At 42.2% G+C, this 19,735-nt stretch carries 21 protein-coding genes; all 21 read right to left on the reverse strand.

The features are described 5' to 3' along the window. Positions 1 to 18: 18 nt before the first annotated feature. Positions 19 to 783 (reverse strand): DUF3169 family protein, encoded by a 765-nt coding sequence (locus J1C91_RS07925; RefSeq protein ID WP_125439094.1) that lies wholly within the window; start codon positions 781 to 783, stop codon positions 19 to 21. A gap of 97 nt (positions 784 to 880) precedes the next feature. Beyond that, positions 881 to 1,090, reverse strand: coding sequence for a helix-turn-helix transcriptional regulator (locus J1C91_RS07930; RefSeq protein WP_009659847.1), 210 nt, complete (start codon positions 1,088 to 1,090; stop codon positions 881 to 883). Between the two features lie 156 nt (positions 1,091 to 1,246). Continuing rightward, positions 1,247 to 2,389, reverse strand: a complete 1,143-nt coding sequence (locus J1C91_RS07935; RefSeq protein ID WP_002910216.1) for an acetylornithine transaminase — start codon at positions 2,387 to 2,389, stop codon at positions 1,247 to 1,249. 2 nt (positions 2,390 to 2,391) lie between these two features. After that, positions 2,392 to 3,129 carry an acetylglutamate kinase gene (gene argB / locus J1C91_RS07940; protein ID WP_002910217.1) on the reverse strand — a complete coding sequence of 246 codons (738 nt, stop codon included), beginning with the start codon at positions 3,127 to 3,129 and terminating at the stop codon, positions 2,392 to 2,394. Between the two features lie 11 nt (positions 3,130 to 3,140). After that, positions 3,141 to 4,334 (reverse strand): bifunctional glutamate N-acetyltransferase/amino-acid acetyltransferase ArgJ, encoded by a 1,194-nt coding sequence (argJ, locus tag J1C91_RS07945; protein ID WP_002910218.1) that lies wholly within the window; start codon positions 4,332 to 4,334, stop codon positions 3,141 to 3,143. Positions 4,335 to 4,351: 17 nt separating this feature from the next. Then, a complete protein-coding gene (argC, locus tag J1C91_RS07950) occupies positions 4,352 to 5,374 on the reverse strand; it encodes an N-acetyl-gamma-glutamyl-phosphate reductase (protein ID WP_125439096.1) in 1,023 nt (340 codons plus the stop codon). Positions 5,375 to 5,615: 241 nt separating this feature from the next. Continuing rightward, entirely contained in the window at positions 5,616 to 8,234 is a 2,619-nt protein-coding gene (alaS, locus tag J1C91_RS07955; RefSeq protein WP_002910223.1) for an alanine--tRNA ligase, read from the reverse strand. A gap of 38 nt (positions 8,235 to 8,272) precedes the next feature. After that, the gene (locus J1C91_RS07960; RefSeq protein WP_002910226.1) at positions 8,273 to 8,854 is read right to left on the reverse strand and encodes an LURP-one-related/scramblase family protein; all 582 of its coding nucleotides are present in this window, start codon (positions 8,852 to 8,854) and stop codon (positions 8,273 to 8,275) included. A gap of 140 nt (positions 8,855 to 8,994) precedes the next feature. Further along, positions 8,995 to 10,002, reverse strand: a complete 1,008-nt coding sequence (prsA, locus tag J1C91_RS07965) for a peptidylprolyl isomerase PrsA (protein ID WP_002910229.1) — start codon at positions 10,000 to 10,002, stop codon at positions 8,995 to 8,997. A 113-nt stretch (positions 10,003 to 10,115) separates the two neighbouring features. Continuing rightward, on the reverse strand, positions 10,116 to 10,799 hold the full coding sequence (locus J1C91_RS07970) for an O-methyltransferase (protein ID WP_002910230.1): 684 nt from the start codon (positions 10,797 to 10,799) through the stop codon (positions 10,116 to 10,118). A gap of 1 nt (position 10,800) precedes the next feature. Further along, positions 10,801 to 12,603, reverse strand: coding sequence for an oligoendopeptidase F (pepF, locus tag J1C91_RS07975; RefSeq protein WP_002910232.1), 1,803 nt, complete (start codon positions 12,601 to 12,603; stop codon positions 10,801 to 10,803). Positions 12,604 to 12,765: 162 nt separating this feature from the next. Further along, positions 12,766 to 13,074, reverse strand: coding sequence for a hypothetical protein (locus J1C91_RS07980; RefSeq protein ID WP_002910233.1), 309 nt, complete (start codon positions 13,072 to 13,074; stop codon positions 12,766 to 12,768). A 35-nt stretch (positions 13,075 to 13,109) separates the two neighbouring features. Beyond that, entirely contained in the window at positions 13,110 to 13,484 is a 375-nt protein-coding gene (locus tag J1C91_RS07985) for a hypothetical protein (protein WP_002910234.1), read from the reverse strand. Then, on the reverse strand, positions 13,481 to 15,100 hold the full coding sequence (locus tag J1C91_RS07990) for a hypothetical protein (RefSeq protein WP_125439099.1): 1,620 nt from the start codon (positions 15,098 to 15,100) through the stop codon (positions 13,481 to 13,483). The genes J1C91_RS07985 and J1C91_RS07990 overlap by 4 nt, the downstream gene beginning before the upstream one ends. Before the next feature lies 1 nt (position 15,101). After that, positions 15,102 to 15,488, reverse strand: coding sequence for a DUF1310 family protein (locus J1C91_RS07995; protein WP_032905520.1), 387 nt, complete (start codon positions 15,486 to 15,488; stop codon positions 15,102 to 15,104). 167 nt (positions 15,489 to 15,655) lie between these two features. Then, positions 15,656 to 16,042, reverse strand: coding sequence for a DUF1310 family protein (locus J1C91_RS08000; protein ID WP_009659943.1), 387 nt, complete (start codon positions 16,040 to 16,042; stop codon positions 15,656 to 15,658). A gap of 129 nt (positions 16,043 to 16,171) precedes the next feature. After that, the gene (locus J1C91_RS08005) at positions 16,172 to 16,357 is read right to left on the reverse strand and encodes a hypothetical protein (protein WP_009659840.1); all 186 of its coding nucleotides are present in this window, start codon (positions 16,355 to 16,357) and stop codon (positions 16,172 to 16,174) included. A gap of 1 nt (position 16,358) precedes the next feature. Then, on the reverse strand, positions 16,359 to 16,745 hold the full coding sequence (locus J1C91_RS08010; RefSeq protein ID WP_009659872.1) for a DUF1310 family protein: 387 nt from the start codon (positions 16,743 to 16,745) through the stop codon (positions 16,359 to 16,361). Positions 16,746 to 16,897: 152 nt separating this feature from the next. After that, positions 16,898 to 17,305: a DUF1310 family protein gene (locus tag J1C91_RS08015; RefSeq protein ID WP_009659932.1), complete on the reverse strand. Its 408-nt coding sequence runs from the start codon at positions 17,303 to 17,305 to the stop codon at positions 16,898 to 16,900. Between the two features lie 160 nt (positions 17,306 to 17,465). Next, positions 17,466 to 18,425 (reverse strand): competence protein CoiA, encoded by a 960-nt coding sequence (locus J1C91_RS08020; protein ID WP_002910240.1) that lies wholly within the window; start codon positions 18,423 to 18,425, stop codon positions 17,466 to 17,468. A gap of 111 nt (positions 18,426 to 18,536) precedes the next feature. Beyond that, a complete protein-coding gene (locus J1C91_RS08025; protein WP_002910241.1) occupies positions 18,537 to 19,706 on the reverse strand; it encodes an MFS transporter in 1,170 nt (389 codons plus the stop codon). Positions 19,707 to 19,735 lie beyond the last annotated feature (29 nt).

Consider the following 19,735-nt stretch of genomic DNA (forward strand, 5'->3'; position numbering starts at 1 on the left):
TTTCATTGGGAAATAAGCTTATTTGAAATATTTTCTTACCATTGGATAATACATAAGATTGATATAGATATGGATTACCACTAGGATGACAAAACCGGAAACGACATTGAGGGGTGTGAAGACTCCCAGTATCCCTAAAATAACATAGAGGGCTGGCAGAAGTCTCTGATTTACATTGAAGAGAATGAGATAGCACTGTTCATAATTGGCTTGCAGCTCTGACTCATCATAAGAGAGGGCAAATTCTTTTATTTCCTCAGTAGTCGGAAAGGCTGATAGCTTATAGTGCCGCACCTTCTGAACTGTCTTTAAAAAGACAACTTGCAAAATAATATAAAGAAAGGCAATCGCATAATCTATAAAACTCCACTGAAGAGGGCTCTTATGATTAGTAATATTTCCAATAAAAACAACTCCAACTAAAATCGTAAAAAGAACGATAGCACTGCTGATATTAAAGACAATAGTCGCATATTCCAGATTTTTAAAGGTTAGCCGGTACCATTCATAATTCTTATCCTCATCTGCTTCTTTTTCATAGGCTTCATTGTATTTACGAGTCCGATAAATCAAGAAAAAGACCAAGGGATAGAGGATGATAAGGCTGGCCCGACCTAACTGGCGCAGCAGTTGAACAGTAAAAATAGTCGACCAACTTATGTTTTTTAGCAGACCAGTTTCAGAAAACAAAATAGACAGACCACCTATAAAAGCTCCAGCTAGCAATATAAGGACATTATATAAAACTCTTTTCTGTTTAGATATACGTTTTTGCTCTTTCACGACTTCTTCTCCTTTATTTTTTTACAATAGATGATACAAGAATGCTGAGGCTGAAGGACTGTTTTAGCTCCTGTTGAAATGAATCTTAATTGGTTCTTCATTCTGCTTCCTCCACCAGCCGAAAGACATTCTCAACGTTTTCATTGAAAATATGGGCGATCTTAAGGGCAATCACAATCGATGGGGTATATTCGCCTCTCTCTATAAGGCTGATTGTCTGCCTGGAAACACCGGCCAGCTTAGCCAGTTCTGTCTGGTTGAGACCGTCACGCGCCCTCAACTCCTTGAGTCGATTTCTAAGCTGCATCATAAACTCCTTATTTATTATTCTCCCTTGGATAAAATCATTGTAACAGATTCTTTTCTTTTTGACAAGTATCTTTGTCAAAAAAATAATAATCATTGTCAAAAACACCATTATCATAGACAAAAAAGAATCCAGCTCAAACTGAATTCTTTTCCTTTATTCATCAACTTCATAAAACACTTCTTTTAAAACAGCAATCCCCTGCTGAATTTCCTCCCTGCTGATAGTCAAAGGCGGCAGGAGACGGATAACATTCTCTCCGGCTGTCAGGATAATCAAGCCCTTCTGACGAGCGGCTTCAACAACCTTTGACAGACTGACACTTGTTTCAATCCCAATCATCATGCCCAGACCGCGAACAGCAGAAATCTTTGGATGATTCTGAAAAGCAAGCTGCAGCTGCTCCAATAAGATATCACTCTTAGATCTGACTTCTTCCAGAAAGCCTGCCTCTTTCATGATATGCAAAGTCTCCAAGGCAGCTGCCATGGCTAATTTATTGCCACCAAAGGTAGAACCATGACTGCCAGGTCCAAAAGCCGGAGCCAAGCTAGATTTTCCTAATAGAGCGCCAGCGGGCAAGCCATTGGCCAGCCCCTTAGCCAGTGTAACAATATCCGGTATAATCCCATAATGCTCAAAGGAATAAAGCTGACCCGTGCGCCCCATACCTGTCTGGACCTCATCAACAATCAGCAAAATCTCCTCTCGTCGGCAAAAATCAGCCAAGTTTTTGACAAAGGTTACTTCTGCTGGACGAACCCCCGATTCTCCTTGGACCAATTCCAGCATGACAGCTGCCGTATCCTGATTGACCAACTTTTCTACGCTAGCTAGATCATTGTAAACCGCATAGCTGAAATGGGGCACACCATCACCAAATCCTTTCTTGATCTTATCCTGTCCTGTTGCGGCCATAGCACCAAAGGTCCGACCGTGAAAGGATTGCTGAAAAGTTATAATGCCTTGCTTGCCAGTAGCTTTGCGGGCTAGCTTAATAGCTGCTTCATTGGCTTCTGCTCCGCTATTGCAGAAAAAAGCTAAATAATCATAAGAACCTGCCAGTTCCTGAGCCACCTGCTCTTGCAGAGAGCTAAGATAGAGATTGGGACTGTGCCAGATGCGCCCTGCTTGCTGGATCAAAGCCTGCTGGACCTGCGAGTGAAAGCCAAGATTGGTTACGCCAATCCCCGATGAAAAGTCCAAATAAGCCTTTCCCTCACTGTCAATCAGATAGGAGCCCTCTGCTTTAACAAACTCAATAGGCGCCCGCTTGTAGTTTTCAAATAAATAAGTCATCGTTATCCCTCTGCTATCAAGGTGCCCGTCAAAAGATTGTCACCAATCAGAACCTGCCCGACACCGGAAAGCACAGTCTGGACAGCACTCTCAATCTTAGGAATCATGCCGCCCTTGATGACACCTGTCTGAATCTTCTTGGACACCTGACTGGTCAGAATCTGGGGCAGAACTTTTTTGTCCTCTAGAACCCCTTCTATATCTGTCATCAGGATCAGCTTCTCTGCCTGCAAGCAACTGGCAACTGCCGCAGCTAGATAGTCTGCATTGATATTCAAGAGCTCACCAGCTGCATTTTCCCCTAGCGAAGCCAGCACCGGGACCATGTCCGCAGCCAGCAGCTGCTCTAGATAGGCAGTTTGAATCGCCTTCACCTGACCGACATAGCCATAGAGCTCTTTATCAATAAAATCTGCCGAAACTGTCTTTCCCAAATGCGAAACCAGCTGAAGGCTTTCAATATCTGAGTCGTTCAGTTCTTGTGTCAGCGTCCGGCCGACTTGACCTAGCAAGGCCTGCTCAATGATAGGCAAGTCAGACTTAGCTGTCACCCGCAACCCCTTAACCTTGCGAGTAGGCAGCTGGCGTTCTTTCATGAGTTGGTTAATGACCAGACCGCCCCCATGAACGACCACGATTTTCTTACCAGCTGCTATCCAATCTTGCATCTGCTTGATAAACTTATCAGACAGCTTTTGCGCAGCAACACCGCCAATTTTTATAACAATCACATCTTTCATTGCATTTCTCCTTAGGTTCTATAGAGGGCATTGATTTTCACATAATCATAGGATAGATCGCAGCCCCAGGCCTGAGCTTCAGCGTCCCCATCGTGTAGGTCAATGGTCAAGGTTAGCAGCTCTCCAGCCATGGCATCACTTGTTTCCTCGGGGTCAAAAGCCACAGGGCTAGAAGCCTGCATAACTGGAATCCCTTCAATCCAAATATCAATATAATCCACCGAGACATCTGCTCCCGCATAGCCGATAGCTGCTAAGATTCGGCCCCAATTGGGATCTTGACCAAAAATAGCCGTTTTGACCAAGCTAGATCCAACGACACTCTTAGCAATCATACGGCCACTCTGTTCATCCTTGGCATGCCGCACATTGACTTCAATCAGCTTGGTTGCTCCTTCGCCATCCTTGGCAATTTTTTTAGCCAAGTCAGCCATAAGATAGCGGAGCATCTTGGAAAACTTTTCAAATTCTTCCGTATCTGGTTGAATTTCTTCATTTTGCCGGCAGCCATTTGCCATGACTAATACCATGTCATTGGTCGATGTATCTCCATCCACCGTGATTTGGTTGAAAGTCGTCTCCACATGCTGACTGAGAGCCGCTTGTAGGGTATCACTAGAAATATTAGCGTCACAAGTGATAAAGGCCAGCATAGTCGCCATATTCGGATGAATCATGCCTGAGCCCTTGGCTACCCCCGCCATAGTCACCAGATCTGATCCAAACTCTTCTGTGACTACACAGGTCTTGGTACAAGTATCCGTTGTTAAGATAGCTTCAGCAAAATCTTCTGCCTTACCACTCACTAGAATCTGTGACAGACCATTTTTCAGAGCATTCATTGGAAGCTGCTCGCCGATGACTCCTGTAGAAGCCAGACCTACTAAGTCAGGCTCAATCTTCAGCTTTTGGGCAGTCAATCGCTGCATCTCATAGGCAGCGTCCAGTCCCTGCTGGCCTGTACAGGAATTGGCAACACCAGAATTAACCACTATTGCCTGCAATTTCTGGCTCTTTTGAATTGATGCTTTGGTCACTAGAAGCGGAGCAGCAATGACCTTATTGGTCGTATAGACTCCTGCCACACTGGCCGGCACTTCTGAGACAATCCAGCCAAAATCCAACTTCTTTTTCTTAAAACCAGCGTGTAAACCGTCAGCCGAAAAGCCTAGCGGACTGGCAATCGTTCCATCAATAATCTTCATATCTAACCCTTTCTCATCTAGACATAGGACGGTTGACTGAGCAGGCCATCTGTTTCAGGAAAACCCAGCATCAGATTCATATTTTGAACTGCCTGACCAGCAGCCCCCTTAATCAGGTTATCTAGCACAGCCACGACAGTTAAAATATTTGTCACAGGATTATAGTCAAAACCAATATCTGTATAATTAGTACCGACAACCTGGTGCAGATTCGGCAGAGCTGCTTGAATACGGACAAAAGGCTTATCCTGATAGTATTCTTGGTAAATAGCAGCCAGCTCTTCTCGAGTCAAAGGTTCTTTTAACTTGCAATAAACCGTCGCTACGATGCCACGATTGACAGGAATGAGGGAAGTTGAAAACTGAATCTGCTGCAATCCCTTATCAAAACGCTGCAACTGTTGCACAATCTCAGGAATATGCTGATGCTGATTCAGCTTGTAAGTCACATAGTTGTCGTGCACATGAACAAAATGACTGGATGCAGCTGGATTTTTCCCTGCCCCAGTCAAGCCACTCTTGGCATCGACAATAATAGAGTCCAGCTCAATAGCCTGAGCCTGCAGCAAGGGAATCAGAGCCAATTCTGTAGCCGTTGCATAGCAGCCGGGATTAGCAATAAATCGCTTCCCTCTGATATCTGTAAACTCTGACAGCCCATAAATAAACGCTTTTTGAACATAGTCTTCAGCCGGCTCTTTCTGATACCATTTTTTATAAATATTCTCTGGCAAACGATGATCACCAGATAGGTCAATGACTGGAAATCCTGCTTCTACAAAGTCTTTTGACAAATCTTTAGCCACTCCACTTGACGTTGCAAAGAAAACAATATCTGCTCGTCGCATTATTTCCTGACTGTCAAAAGCTTCTATTTTCAGGTCGCAAATCCCCTTCAAATGAGGATAAAGCTCTGACACAGGAGCCTCCATATCTTGACTGGCATGAAGGGAAACGACTTCTGCCTGCGGATGTTGCAACAAAATACGGAGGAGTTCCATTCCTGAATAACCAGTTATTCCTACAATCGAAATTCGCATATTTTTAAAACACCTCCGTATAAATATGCGTTTTATTTTACTCGTATATTTTCCCTTTGTCAAGTATTTTCTGTATTTTTATGCAATATTTTTGAAAATATCATTATTTATTCTAAAACAATTCATAATTTCTTGCCGAAAAGCGGCTTATTACCTTCACATATAGAAAAGTAAGAGAGCTGAGAGTACAAAAAAAGATCCGCCCAAAGAGCAGACCTTTTCATCTATCTGTTATCTAATATTACAACTTCTCAGCAACTGCTGCTAGCAGGTCTGGAATAGCTGATTGCTTGCTTCCGCCTGCCATAGCCATGTCTGGCTTACCGCCGCCTCGACCATCTACAATCGGTGCCAATTCCTTAATCAGATTACCAGCATGGATGTCCTTGGTCTTGCTGGCTGCAAGAACATTGACCTTGTCACCAATTGCTGCGACCAGTATAAGAACATCTGAATAGTCCTTCTGCTTCCAAGTGTCCGCAAAGGTACGCAGGGCACCTGCATCAGAAACAGAGACCTGACTAGCAATAAAGCTATGTCCATTTGCTTCTTGAACATTCTTGAAGACTTCACCAGAGGCCGCTGCTGCTGCCTTTTCCTTGAGCTCTGCATTCTCTTTTTGCAGTTGACGCAGCTGCTCTTGCAGCGCTTCTACCTTGTGAGGTACTTCCTTGATTTGCGGTGCTTTGAGGGTCGCTGCGATAGCCTTGAGTGCCTCTTCTTCCTCACGGTAGGCTTCAAAAGCTTCCTTGCTGGTGACTGCCAAGATACGGCGAGTTCCAGATCCGATACCCTCTTCTTTGACAATCTTGAAAATGCCGATTTCAGAAGTATTGCCTACGTGGGTTCCTCCGCAAAGCTCGACAGAGTAGTCACCGATGGTTACGACGCGAACTTCTTTACCATATTTTTCGCCAAAGAGCGCCATGGCACCCATTTCCTTAGCCGTGTCAATATCTGTCTCTACTGTCTCGATAGCAAGGGCTTCCCAGATTTTCTCATTGACTTCTTGCTCGATAGCGCGCAGCTCTTCTGCTGTCACCGCTTGGAAATGCGTAAAGTCAAAGCGCAGGAATTCTACTTCGTTCAAAGAGCCTGCCTGTGTTGCATGGTTACCAAGAACATTATGCAGGGCAGCATGCAGGAGGTGGGTTGCCGTGTGGTTTTTCATCACGCGATGGCGGCGGCTGTAGTCAATTTCCAGTTTATAGCTTTGACCCAGAGCCAGAGGAGCCAAAACTTCTACAGTATGCAGTGGCTGACCATTTGGCGCTTTTTGCACATCCTTAACTTGCGCTACCAGATTGCCTGCTCCATCAAAGATTTGACCGTGGTCAGCTACCTGACCACCCATTTCTGCATAGAATGGTGTTTCTGCAAAGATGAGAGCAGCTGTTCCTGTCTCAACAGACTCTACTGATGCATCATCCGCCACGATAGCAAGGAGTTCAGCAGTTAGCTCTTCTTTTTCGTAGTTAAAGACACTCTCTACAGTGATGGCCTGCAGGGTTTCATTTTGCATGCCCATTGAGCCGCCCTTGACGACAGACGCACGCGCCCGATCCTGCTGCTCTTTCATAGCTGCTTCAAAGCCAGCACGGTCCACAGTCATGCCTGCTTCTTCAGCAATTTCTTCAGTCAACTCCAGCGGGAAACCGTAAGTATCGTAGAGTTTAAAGGCATCTTGACCAGCAATAACAGTTTGTCCCTTAGCTTTCAAATCTGCCACGATTGTTTCTGCAAAATGTTGACCAGAGTGCAGAGTACGAGCAAATGATTCTTCCTCACTCTTGATAATCTTTTCGATAAATTCTTGCTTTTCAAGAACTTCTGGATAGTAGCTTTCCATAATCTTGCCCACAGTTGGAACCAGTTTGTAAAGGAAAGGCTCATTGATACCCAATTTTTGACCATGCATTGAAGCACGACGGAGCAGACGACGAAGAACATAGCCTCGACCTTCATTTCCAGGAAGAGCCCCATCACCAATGGCAAAGGAAAGCGAACGGATATGGTCTGCGATAACCTTGAAACTCATATTGTCGCCATCTTGGTCATAGACCTTGCCAGACAGTTTTTCTACTTCGCGAATGATTGGCATAAAGAGGTCGGTCTCAAAGTTGGTCTTAGCTCCTTGGATAACAGCGACCAAACGCTCCAAACCTGCGCCCGTATCAATGTTCTTGTGTGGCAATTCCTTGTACTCGCTACGTGGTACAGCAGGGTCAGCATTGAATTGTGACAAGACGATATTCCAGATTTCGATATAGCGATCGTTTTCAATATCTTCTTCTAAGAGACGGACCCCAATATTTTCTGGATCAAAAGCCTCACCTCGGTCAAAGAAAATCTCTGTATCCGGCCCAGAAGGTCCCGCACCGATTTCCCAGAAGTTGTCCTCAATCGGAATCAAATGACTAGGCTCAACGCCCATAGCAATCCAGCGGTTGTAAGAGTCCTTATCGTCTGGGTAGTAGGTCATGTAGAGCTTGTCTTTGGGGAAATCAAACCACTCAGGGCTAGTCAAAAGCTCGTAAGCCCACTCAATCGCTTCATCACGGAAATAATCGCCGATAGAGAAATTGCCCAGCATTTCAAACATAGTATGGTGGCGGGCAGTCTTTCCGACATTTTCAATATCGTTGGTCCGAATGGCCTTTTGAGCATTGGTAATCCGAGGATTTTCCGGAATGATGGTTCCATCGAAGTATTTCTTGAGGGTTGCTACACCAGAGTTAATCCAGAGCAAGGTTGGATCGTTGACCGGCACCAAGCTGACAGATGGTTCTACTGCATGACCTTTAGTTGCCCAAAAATCCAGCCACATTTGACGAACCTGAGCACTTGACATTTGTTTCATTTCTTTTTCTCCTTAATGTTTTTCTAAAAATAATTGCATTATGACGACGAATTTTCCAGCATTTCGACATAATCAATAGCGACACAGAGGGAAATCACCAAATCTGAATAAGTCTCATCATAGACACTCACCTGATAAGTAGAGGTTAGATGGAAAAGCTCCTTGGTAATCTCTGCAACGACTTGATTGCTGTCATCCAGCAGACGAAAGTTTAAATCCCAGATATTCCCTTCAACTCGAAGACCCAAATTATCAAATTTATATTTATCACGCAAAAAAGAGAATTTCTTACGGATATAAAAGCTATGCCCGCTGCTGAGTTTGATTTCAAACTGGGGCAAGAGGGTTAAAAGGGTCTTGGTAATCTGACTGACGATTTGTCCTTGACTATCATAGATAGTAAAGGTCTTAGGAATCTGAAAGAAAGAGCCTTCCACTTGGTAATCCACATTTCCTCGATCGTCCTTGATATCAAAGCGTTCGCCGCCTAAGCGAAATTTCTGTTTGACAAGATAGGTTTTCATTACGTTACCTCCAGAGTCAACATAAAAGACAAGTTCCTTGTCCGAAGGGCGAAAAACCGCGGTACCACCTTCATTCAATGAACTTGTCATTCTCATTTCGTATTCTATTTTTCAAGATGAGTAGCATGATTCTCCGTCTCAGATGGCTCGCAGCACCGCCAATTCTCTGAACTAAGAACTTGAAAAATCAATTCTCACCAGTCTTATTATACTTGCTTATTCTCTTTTCGTCAACCTTATTCTGCGGCTGATGATGAAGCTTCTGCTGAACTGCTTTCAGCTGCTGAGCTAGACTCAGAAGTCTTTGAGCTGCTGGCAGCACTTGATGAAGAAGTTGAAGAACCTGTCGTTTCGATATACTGAGCAAAGATAGATTGGAAAGCACTATCCTTAACCTTGATGTTAGCATCTTTCAGCTCTTTCGCCACAACGCTTTGGATAAAGCTAGTATCTTTTTCTTTTTGCGCAATGATAATCTTTTTCAGCTTGTCCTTGTAGTCTTTCCAGTTAGAAGATTTCTCTGACTTCTTGACTAGCTTAACAATATAGTAGCTTGCTGAGTACTGTGAATCTGGCACAGTCACAAGGTCTGAAACGCCATTTTCTTCCAAAGCAAAGGCAGCTTTTTTGACGGCATCTGGAACATCAGTAGAGCCAGAGTCAAACTTGATTTCTCCGCCTTTTTCCTTAGTGGCAGCATCGGTAGAGTTTTCCTTAGCGATTTGGCTGAAGTCTGCTCCTTCTGCTTTAGCTTTTTCGAGAACTTCCTTACCTTTGTCTTCGCTGTCAACCTTAATGATTTGAGCTGTTACTTCTGGCGTGTAGTTTTCAAAGGCCGCCTTGTAGTTTTCGTCAGTCAGCTCTTTTTCAGCAGCCTTCTTAACAGCATGCTCTACCAGCATATTGGTGCGGATTTGCTCCTTGTAGGCATCTTCGGTCAAGCCGTTTTGAGCCAAGACTTGGGCAAAAGCTGTACCGTAAGCAGTTTTAGACTTTTCGAAAGCATCCTTAACATCCTTGTCTTTGACGTCTTTGCCGTATTTTTCTTCAAAGATGTCTTTGATAGCCATCTGCAGCAAGACCTGCTGAGCTGCACCATTGTTTTTCACTTGATCGTAAAATTCATTGACAGTAATCGTGTTTCCTTTCATGGTCACGATGTCCTTGCCTTCTGAGTTAGAACATGCTGCTAATACAGCGACTGAAAAGAGTGTCACAGCTCCTGCAAATATTTTTTTCTTCATTTTATATTGACTCCTTATTCTTAAAAGTTCACGTTTTCTATTGTAGCACAAATTTGAATTGATATCTTAAATTTTACTAAAAATTTTTGGAAATTAGGAAAAAATCAGAGATGTCAATTTTTTCTAATCATAAGCAGCCCATCTCCCAAGGGAAGCAGACTCGCAGTCAAATCTGGACTGTCCAAAGTTGCGTCAAAAAGACTATGCAGACCTCGGTAAATAGCTCGTTGGCCACGCTTAATGTCCTCAAAAGGCTTGGCAATATCGCCACCTTGAAAGACATCATCAATGAGGACCAGACCACCAGGATTGAGGCGCTTGAGGACTTGGGGCAAAAAGACCACATACTTAGACTTGGCAGAGTCCATAAAGACAAGATCGTAGGAATCCTCCAGTGTCTCAAGCAAATCCACCGCATCGCCTTCCAGCAGGGTGATCTGCTGGTGGCTGTCATACTTGGCAAAATTATCCTTGGCCAGCTCAATCATCTCTGGATTGCGGTCAATAGTCGTAATCTGAGCCTGAGGAGCATGCTCCGCCATCAAAAGAGCCGAAAATCCAATAGCCGTCCCGATTTCTAAAATCTTCTCTGGCTGGAGACTTTCGAGTAGCAGGCGGAAGTAAGCCACTGTCTCATGGGGAATCACAGGTACATTTTCGGCTTTAGCAAAATCCTCCAGCTCCTTGAGTCCACCAGCGACCGGCTGGAGACGCTGTCTCATAAAGTCTACAATTTCTTCTTTGACCACTGGCCGACGCATATTGGGATTAGAGTTTTGGTTATAAGTCTCGACCATCTTATGCTAATCCCAACTTTTCTACCAAGGCTTCAAATTCATCCAAGCGACGCTCAAAGACAACAAAAGCAGCGTTTAGGTAGTCTTCTTTTTCCATATCTACCCCTGCTTTTTTGATGACATTGAGTGGGTAGTCAGAGTTCCCAGCTTTGAGATAATCCAGATACTTGTCCTTGTCTTCCTGACTGCCATGGACAATCTTTTCAGCCAAGGCAGAAGCCGCTGAAAATCCTGTCGAATATTGAAAAACATAGTAATCATAGTAGAAATGAGGAATCCGTGCCCATTCGTACTGAATCTGCGGATTATCTTCTTTCTTCAGACCATAGTATTTTTCGTTCAAGTCAGCATAGAGCTCATTGAGAAACTCGCTAGTCAAAACTTGACCTTCTTGGTCAGCCTTGTGGATTGCATGCTCAAACTCAGCAAACTGGGTTTGACGGAAGACCGTACCTCTAAATCCATCCAAAAAGTGATTGAGAATAGCAAAGCGAGTAGCGTCGTCTTCTACTTCTTCCAAGAGCTTCTCTGTCAGGATGTTTTCATTAGTCGTTGAAGCAATCTCAGCTAGAAAGATAGAGTAGTCCCCATAGACATAAGGCTGGGTCTCACGAGTATAGCTGGAATGCATACTGTGGCCTGTCTCATGCACCAAGGTAAAGAGATTGTCCAGCGTGTCCTGCCAGTTGAGCAACATAAAGGCATTGGTATCATAAGAACCGCCTGAGTATGCTCCTGAGCGCTTGCCTTGATTTTCATGAACATCAATCCAGCGCTCTGAAAAGGCTGTCTTGACTCGGCTCAAATAATCCTCACCCAGAATAGCCAGAACTTCCTCAGACTTAGCCAAGGCTTCCTCGTAAGTGAACTTGTAGTCTGTCTCTGACAAAGGTGTGTACATATCATACATCTTCAAATCAGAAATGCCTAAAATCTTCGCTCGCAAAGCGATATAACGCTGCAAAAGAGGCAAATGCTTATTGACAGCTGAAACTAAGCTGTCGTATACACTTTCTGGAATAAAGTCCGCTGACAAGGCCGCTTCACGGGCAGATGAAAACTTGCGGACTTTCGCATTGTAGTTGTGGACCTTGACATTGGTCTGCAGAGTCTTGGCATAGGTATGCTGATACTGCTCGTATACGCTGTAGAGAGCCTCGTAAGCTTCCTTACGGACCTCTCGGTTCTTAGACTCAACCAAGGTGATATAGTTACCGTGACTGAGCTGAACTTCATTTCCATCTTCGTCATGCACCATCGGAAAGACGATATCTGCATTATCCAAGATAGCAAAGGTTTCGCCCGCTGCACCAAAAATTTCACCAGCACCAGCCAATAGCTCCTCTTCACGCTGTGTTAGGATGTGGGCTTTCTTTTTCAAAAGCTTGTCAAAATAATGCTGATACTGCTGCAAGGCTGGCTGCTCAGCCAAGAAAGCTTGGTACTGCTCTTCTGTAATCGCCATAAATTCTGGCTCATAGAAAGCAAAGCTTTGACCAAAGTCGCTGTAAAGAGTCATACCTTTAGCCTGATACTCTTGGTACTTAGCTACACGTGTATCCTGGTCATTCTTCATATGAGCATAAGAATAAAGCTTTTCAATACGGCGCATCAAGTCCAACTGCACTTCAGTCGTTGTTAAGAGACTGTCCGCTGAATCAAGCAAATGCCCAGCCAGACTAGCTGCTTTCTTCACTTCTTCTGAAACCTGCGCCAACTCCGCTTCAAAGGTTTCATCTGTTGGGAAAATGGTACTCAAATCCCAAGTATATTTTTCTTCAATTTCATTTCTTTGTTTTGCCATAAAAAAATCCTCCGACTCCCCTATTCTATCACAAAATTCTACTTTTTATAAAACTCAAGTACCAAAATCACATAGTAGCTAGGCAGACAGACTTAATTAATAAAAAAACTCTTTGAACCTAATTCCTGACCAAAGAAAAATTAGATTCCAAAGAGTTCATTGCTAAATTTCTTCAAATTTCGTACCGCTGTTGTCTATAACGCTTACAACTTTTTTAGAAAATTGCCCTTTCATCGAGCTATCTATCTGATCTGCAGCTACTTTCACACTCTCCTGAACAGTCTTTGCGACATCGGTAAAAAGAGTATCATAATTGCTTTGAAGGCTGCTTTTTTGAGCTAACAAAAGAGGAGCTAAAACATTCGTTATAATTTGCTTTTCTATTGCTTTCCTAATTTCTGCCAAATCAGCTGTTTTAGATGGTGAAAAGTAACTTTTTACTGGTGTTGAAGCTATTTCTGATATAAACATAGACTTTTTCCTTTCCTCTACTCTAAACAGCGGATTTATTTAGAATCACGAAGACGACAATAGCTATCTTCAATTTCCCATTCTAAACGGCGTCTCTGCTTAGAGAATGTTTCCAAAACTTTCTCATCTTTTAAATCAAGATTTTTCAATTCCTCGCTGCTAGCCTCTTCTGCCAATATATCATAGGTTTCTATATACTGATTTAAAGCCTGCCATTCGATACTAGTGTCCCTTTCTTGTTTCCGCAAAATAGCAGTCGCCATTTCATACTCTTCTTGTAGCATGTCGGAAAAAGCTTTTTTCTTAGATAGGATGACATCTCGTTCTTTATCAATCTTCAAACGTTCCCGCTGAAGTTCTGAGTATAGTTCCTCCATCTCTTTTTCTTTTTTAGCTATATCCTGCTTCATTGATTGATTTGGTTCCATTGCTCAAAATCTCCTGCTAATGTTTGATCCTTAGCCAGCAACAACTCAATACCAGCTTCAATCTGACCTTGCAAAACGCTAAAGGTAATTCGAAGCATCTGAAATTTAGACAATCGAATATAAAAGTGTTCTTGCAAAGATGCGACCAATGATTGATAATCTGCACCTCCAGCCTGATAGGCTGCAGCCACCTCATCTGGACTAAGACTGAAGCCCTCTGGCACCTTTTCCAACTGCTCTGCTAGCTTTTCCGCTTCGCTAACAACCCGATCTCTAGCCTGCTGCAAAGTGTCATAGCCTAGTTTGATCACATTTACTAAATTTTGAACAGTTGCCTGGGCTTGAACACTATCCAGATAAATCTTTTCATTAGTGCTAAATCCACCCTTAGACAGATACTTCTTCATATTCTGGTAAGGAATCATATTTGCTTTGATGGTATCCTTGATAGTCGTCTTTCCTGTCCCATCCATAAGCACAAAATTTTTATTTTTATCGTAGATATAGCCCTCCATCATATGCTGAGCACCTATTTCCTTTTCGACAGTCGCAATATGATGTACAATACCAGCAGCATTTTCACTGCCAGATAAGCTGTAGCCTAAGCTGACGATATCCTTATGGTCGATATGATTAAAGATCTTATACTTAGCGCTATCCAGTCGTGCCTGCTGTTCCTTGGGCAAGAGAGGATAGATATTAGGGCCATTGTAGATATGGACTGTGCCAATATGGCGCATCTCCTCCTCTGTCAGGGTGGATAGAGCATACTGGATATCCATAGAACCCAAAGAGTGTCCGTAAAGATCAATCTTGGCATTAGGGTACTTACGAATGGTTTCCTTAAGATGCTTAGCCGCATCCTTAAACTGAGCCGGAGGAAACTCTTGTGTCTTTTTGAGATAACTAGCAGCTACCAAAATATTCGGTGCAGCAATTCCTGTCGTGAAAGTTCCGCCAGAAACACCTGCAAGATTTGATATAACATTCTTCCTCAGCTCATTAAAGGGATTTTTATTGAGAGAATTAAGGCTCTGCTTCACAGCTTGACCAGCATCTTTATTAAAGATTCCGACTACATTTCCTATCTTATTACTTACGTCTCGATCTGCCTTATCTAGTTCTTCTCGGCTTTTTTGAGTAATAATATTTTTTGAATGACGATAAACAAAAGGGGTAGCATATTCTACTGCACCTACAGGTCCCAGACGGTGAGACGCTGTCACAAAGTCTGTTGGCAGCCAATCCGTAACTGTATCGTGGAGCAACTTAGGAGTGTGCGTCTTGGTCTGAGAGCCCTGCATCATGACTGTCACATCCTGCACCTGAGCACGCTCAGCATCCGAAGCTGAGTAGGGAACAGCACCACGCAAACTCCCATTAGAGTCTTTGATTTCAGCTTCTGTTAAGCCACTTTCTTTATTAGTTAGCACATAGACCTGCTCTTCATGGCCATTTACATTGTCGTAAATTTGAGAGACGGTGCCGATATATGTTTCGTCACTTAGTTCAACCTCTTGATTAACATTTTTTATCTCATATTCTTGCAAAGCAATTTTAACCTTCTGTTTATCACTAAATGATTTATCATACGTCATGTCATTCTCCCCTCAACTTCTTTGCAAGCTCACCAGAAATTACGTACCCTGTATGTTCTAGCTTCCCATCAGACTCTTCCATCAATGTTGTGGTAATTGTTAATTCCGGGTCATCGTTTATTATAAGCTCAACTATTAAGCCACCCATGGGATTATATTTAAGATTTTTTTCATTTATTGTATATTTTTTTATTATCCCCTTTTCTGTCAGTGCTTCAGGATCTTTCTTCCTTAACATTTCCTCAATTAACTTTTTAGATTTCTGACTCTCCGCAATCTGAATCATTTCTTCTTGTTCTGAACGACTGTTTACCATACTACAACCTCCTAAAAACATAGCTGAACTGAGCGTGAAGATACTCAGAAAAATGACAAAAATTTTTTTCATGGCAGCTCCTTTCGTTTCTTATCTTTGCTAAAACTGGAGCCTTAACAAAAATGGGAAACTAGATTTAGATTAATGTTTTATATTGATTATTATACTATTTTCCCAAAGAATATGAAAGCGGAATCATCAAAGATTCATAAATATAAAATGCTTTATCATATGTCATGTCATTCTCCCCTCAACTTCTTTGCAAGCTCACCAGAGATTACATATCCTGTATGTTCTAGCTTCCCATCAGACTCTTCCATCAATGTTGTTTTAATAGTTAATTCTGGGTCATCATTGATTATAAGTTCAATGATTAATCCCCCCATTGGATTATAGTCTAATTCATTTTTGTTAATTGAATATTCTTTTATAATCCCCTCCTCTGTCAATGCTTTAGGATCTTCCTGTCTTAGTAATTCTTCTATTGCTCTCTGCGCTTTCTTCCCCTCCGCAATCTGAATCATTTCTTCTTTTTCTGACCGATTATTTAGCAAGCTGCAGCTTCCTAGAAGCATAGATGAACTAATCGTGATGATACTCAGAAAAATGACAAAAAATTTCTTCATGACAGCTCCTTTCGCTTCTCATCTTTGGTAAAGCTAATGTCTTAACGAAAATGACAAGCCACATTTAGATTAACGACTTATATTAATTGTTATACTATTTTTCCAAAGAATATGAAAGCGGAATTATTTTTAAAGATTCATAAAGATAAAAATTTGTTCTTCATGGCCATTTACATTGTCGTATACCTGAGAAAGATTACCAATGTATCCATTCTTACCTGCTATTGAATAATTTCTCCCAAATTCTAATTCACGATACTCTACCAAAGCTGCTGCAACATTCTGCTTATCATTGTACTCTGCATTATTAGCCATGTTAATCCTCTTCTAATAACTCACTCAATTCTTGTGGAATACCATATGATACAACTTCATATTCTCCAGTATCTTCTTCCTGAACAGTCATATCAATATTCAAAACTTCATTCCCATTAATAATTATGTAAACATTTAGTCCACCCATGGGATTATAATCTAACTTATCCTTTTGAATTTCATAGGATTTAATCTTTCCTTCTGGTGTCAAAGCTTTAGAATCTAAACCTTTGAGAAAATTTTCCAAGGCTTTCTTCATCTTTTTACTCTCCGCAATCTGAATCATTTCTTCTTTTTCTGACCGACTGTTTAGAATGCTGCAGCTTCCCAGAAGCATAGCTGAGCTAATCGTGATGATAGTCAGAAAGATGAAAAAATATTTCTTCATGATGACTCCTTTCGCTTCTCATTTTTGATAAAACCGATGCCTTAACAAAAACGAGAAGGCGAATTTAGATTAATTTATTATATTAATTATTATACTATTTTTCCAAAGAACATAATAACGCAATCATTGCTAGGAAGTTATCTAGAAAAACCTTATTCTTCATTGCCATTTACATTTTCTTCATCCATTAGTTCTGTAAGCTTCGGTGACCACACAGTCCCATCCCTGTGAAATTTCCCATTTTCGTCCTCTGTAATGACATAACCTAGTGTTACTTCTTCGTCACCATTAATGATTAAATCAAACATTAATCCTCCCATTGGGTTCTGAGTTAGTGACTTCTTATTAATTTCATAACTTTTAATTTTCCCTTCAGGTGTTAATGCTTGAGGGTCAATCTTTTTCAGCCCTTCCTCAATAACACTCTTCATCTTTTTACTTTCTGCAATCTGAATCATTTCTTCTTTTTCTGACCGACTGCTTGGCATACTGCAACCTCCTAAAAACATAGCTGAACTGAGCATGATGATACTCAAAAAGATTACAAAAATTTTCTTCATGGTGGCTCCTTTCGCTTCTCCTCTTTGCTAAAGCCTACTGGATTAGCACGATTTAGAATTTTTAACTATCTAACTTATTACTTTATTATATTATACAGGATTCTAAAATATTCTAAAACTGAAAGGATAGCTAAAAGTTTATGGCTTCATCAATGGGAAACTAACGATACTTAGCATTTTCTCTTATCATCTCATAAAAAGCCGGTGGATAAACAATTTGCAAATTTTTTTGCTGGAGATTGGCATAATAGGTCTCAAACTGCTGGTAATAGCCAGTCAGGTCATTAGTTATCTGACAGAAGAAGGCAGCCTGTATCGGCCGAACCTGTGGATAGAAATCCTCTGCAGTCTTAGTCAAGAGATTATCGCCATTCTGGTAGAGCTGGGCCTGCAACCGCATCCATCTAGGCTGCTGGTAATAAAGCTGACGGCGGATATAATTGCAGATGTGCGGATCTTGCTGGGCCAGAAAGCTGTTCATCTCCTGCTTTTGAAAGGGAAAACGCAAAATATCCAAAAGCTGACCGTGACCAAAGGGAAAGTTCTTAGTCTTGTGTTGGACTTTTCCATGCAGATCTTCGTGAATCAGGTATTTGAGACGCAGAACTTGCTTTTCTTGATCCAGCTCCCATAGATGAAAGCCCATATTTTTACTAAAATAGAGAAAATCCTTCTGCAAGCGGGTTAGGGAATCCTTGAGCCAAAGTTTTCGACCCAAGAGCCAGCGAACCTGATAGCCATGCTGGCGGTAGGAAAGCGTCCGTTCCTGCAGTCGTTCTATACTTAGGGGACTGCACTGGACTTCAAGTGCCAGTTTCCCATCAACTAGCAGATCAGCAATCTGCTGCAGTGCAGGCAAAAAAGCCTCCACCTCAACTTCTTCTGTCTGGACAGCCCAGCGAAAAAGCTCTGCCTTAAGGTTCAGGTGCTCAGCGCTCTCATTTTCCCTATAAAAGCTACACTCTTCTAGCGAGACATGCGCAAAATGCGGCTGCATAACTTTACCTTTTTTAAAACGGACTGCCCCCGAACAAGCTGGGCAAACAAAATCAGCCCCCTTTTCAATCTTCTCCTCCAGAGCATTACACAAAAGCCCCTTATGATTTCTCGCCACAAACATATCCTAGCTCCCTCTAAAATTTCTCTCATTTACTAAAATATTCGCAAAAGAAAGAGAAACTATCTAGACAAAAAAACGAGTCAAGAGAACATCTCTCCGACTCGTTTTTAATTATCCAAATAATTGATTTCCTTTTCGTTCTGGCAATTTTAGAAAGAGGGCCAGCAGACAGACTAGACAGATAACTGCTGCTAGAAATAGGTTCATTCCTTCGTAACCCCAACTGTCCAGAAAATGGCCGGCCAGATTTTGAATGAGAATAGTGCCCAGACTACGGGCTGTTTGGATCAAAGCAATGGCAGTTACCAGATATTTTTCATCGACCAAGCTGGCCACGATTTTCAGGGTCACCATAATCAAAACCATGCCCGTCACATGCTTGGAAAGGAGAGTCATCCCGATTTTCGAAATCAAACCCAGGTCCAAGGCATAGACACTGTACTGGAGAAAGATGATTCCCAGACAGATATAAAGAAGCTTCTTCATCGAAATCTTGTCCATAAAAAGATAGGAATAAAAGATAAAAGGCGCTTCAACCAGAACTGATAAGGCAACGACAGTCGAAGCCATATCCACCTCTAAGCCACTATGCTGTAACATGGCAGGGATATAGGTATGACCAGTATTCCCCACCCCAGAGTAAAGGGCGACCAAAAGCAGGTAAAAGAGATAGGTTTTGTTGGTCAAGAGCTTCCCCAGACCTGTCTGCTTGCGGGTATTCCTGCTTTCTAGGGCTGCTCGGTCGTGCTTGGGCTGGATTCCCAAAAGTCCTATGCTGCTGATAAGCATCATGCCAATAAAGACTGGGAAAATAGCCTGTGGTGCGACTCTTTGATAAATCAATCCTGCCAGCTGAGAGCCTAGTGCATAGCCAATGGTTCCCCAAATCCGAATCTTACCATAAGTATAAGGACTTTGAGCTGCAAGAACATCCATGACTGGATTGACCCCGTTAACCAACATGAGAACTAGGCTATACCAGACCAGTAACTGCCAAAGCTGAGTCGCTTTCATGAAAAATACAGCCCCAACCATCATAACTAGAAAGCTAAAAAGGAAGATCTTTTTAATTCCCAAAGCATCGCTGAGAACTCCAAAAATTGGCTGAGCCAACATGGAGGCAAAGAAAGAAGCTGACACTACCATCGATACTTGGGCATTTGAATAGCCTAAGTCCTGCATATAGACTGATATCAGAGTCGAAAAAAGAGAATAGGCTAGAAAGAAAAAATTAAAGAGTAAAAAATGAGCTAAATAGCTGTTGTGAAACTTTTTTCGCATGAAAATCTCCTTAAAACAGAAAGAAAACT

The organism is Streptococcus sanguinis (genome assembly GCF_050222175.1).
Classification (GTDB): Bacteria; Bacillota; Bacilli; order Lactobacillales; family Streptococcaceae; genus Streptococcus; species Streptococcus sanguinis_M.